Here is a 1,759-nt window from a genome sequence, read left to right on the forward strand (position 1 = left end):
CGTTCTCGCTTTATCATATTTGAAGCTCCTCATCTTTTTTAGATCAAGTGTACGTGACCTTAATTTTTCTGTCCAGATAAGTGTAGACGCTCCAAGGTTTACTGATTATAGAAAAAGTTTTAGTTCATTTATAAATGTGGAAATGACAAGTAAAAGTTATTATGAGGCCCTTGAGAAAGCATACCTTTTTTACAAGTTTGGAAAGTATCATAACGCTTATAAATTATATAAAAAAATATCAAGAAACTCATTTGAGAGTAGAGACTATGCTGTTCACTTTATCTCAGAATTTAACAGAAAGTATTTAGGAGAGATTGTAGATAATCAAATAGACTCTAATGAAATTAGTGAAGAAGAGATAGAAATAATAGCTAAAGAAGCAGCTGAAATAAACTTAGAATCTATTTATTCTAAGTTGCCTAAAAAAGAACAAAGATCATTAGAATTTCTTAAGAACCTTTCTAATTTCGCGTTTATTTACAAGACAAAATACGAACTTGATCAAACAGTTGAAATTATAAAAAAGGCAAGAGAGGTTGTTATTAAAGGGGGAGGTACAACAAATTATTCAATTATCAAGTTAATTCACTTAACTGAAAATTTATGGTCATTTATAAATTACAACTACCTTTGCATAGAGCATTATAGCGAGGTTAAAAATTTATACAAAAGCTTTATTGAAGGTGTTTTGGCCAGTTACAGTACTAAATTAGAGGGAAAAGAAACTAGGAACAATTTTTTTTCATCATTAAAACCAGCCAGAATGTCTAGCTTGAACAAATTTTCAGTTTACTTAATGGTTCTATTCATTAAAGACAAAGAGTTAGACGAACTTTTTGAGAATTACGCTATTGATACTATTGATATAGATGGTCCCGGTAAAAATTACTTGCTCGATTCTCTAGCTAATATAGTAAAAGCAATGTCAAAAAAGAAAAGTATTGATGAAGATAATAGATATCTATGCAATATACTTATTTTACTATCTAGAATAAAAATGAACTCAAAAGAATATAAAATAGTTATTGAAAATATTATATCCCTTTTAAAGACTGATCTAGTATATTTAAATGAAGAAGAATACATCAATAGTTTTATTTTTCGGCAATCAAAACAGGGTGTTTTGGATGAGCAGTCTACCATAAATTTATTAGTAGAATATTTATCTTTATGTGTTGGAAATCCAAGAATATTAGAGTATTATAGGGGAATTATTTATCGTAATTTGATACGTATATTAAAAGATAATTATAAATCTACACTTGAGAATCCAATAATTGTAGAGGTCATAGGTCACGCAAAAAAATTGCTGGAACAAAAATCAATACATGATCTTTGTATTTTCTTTACTTCGATTTTGATTCCAATATATGAGGTTGTAGGTAGACAGGTTAAGTTGGAAATTCAAGAGTGCATACAAAAGTTCATGTTACTTATGGAAAATGACTACTTTTCTTTAGAAGAAACTGCAGATGTTTATTATTTCTCTACCATTAAAGAAATATTGCCTTCCAACAAGTCATCCAACAAATGGTTTTTAAACCAAGTTTTAAAAGCCTTTCATAATAATAAAGAAACTTCTTATTCTTCAGTAGTTATGAAAAAGATTCATATGCTTACTGACTTATACAGATTTGGTCACATAGAGGCTTCGGAGATCAAAGTGGAGCGTCTACACTTATCTGGACAGAAAAATTAAGGTCACGTACACTTGATCTAAAAAAGATGAGGAGCTTCAAATATGATAAAGCGAGAACGC

General features: G+C 29.2%; 1 protein-coding gene. It reads left to right on the forward strand.

All coding sequences use genetic code 11. From position 1 onward, the window contains the following. Nucleotides 1–1,699 (forward strand): hypothetical protein (locus B1A98_RS20665; protein ID WP_158286052.1); only part of this gene is annotated, 1,699 nt, incomplete at its 5' end. Nucleotides 1,700–1,759 lie beyond the last annotated feature (60 nt).

The sequence above is a fragment of the Pseudobacillus badius genome, assembly GCF_002189605.1.
Lineage (GTDB): Bacteria > Bacillota > Bacilli > Bacillales > Domibacillaceae > Pseudobacillus > Pseudobacillus badius.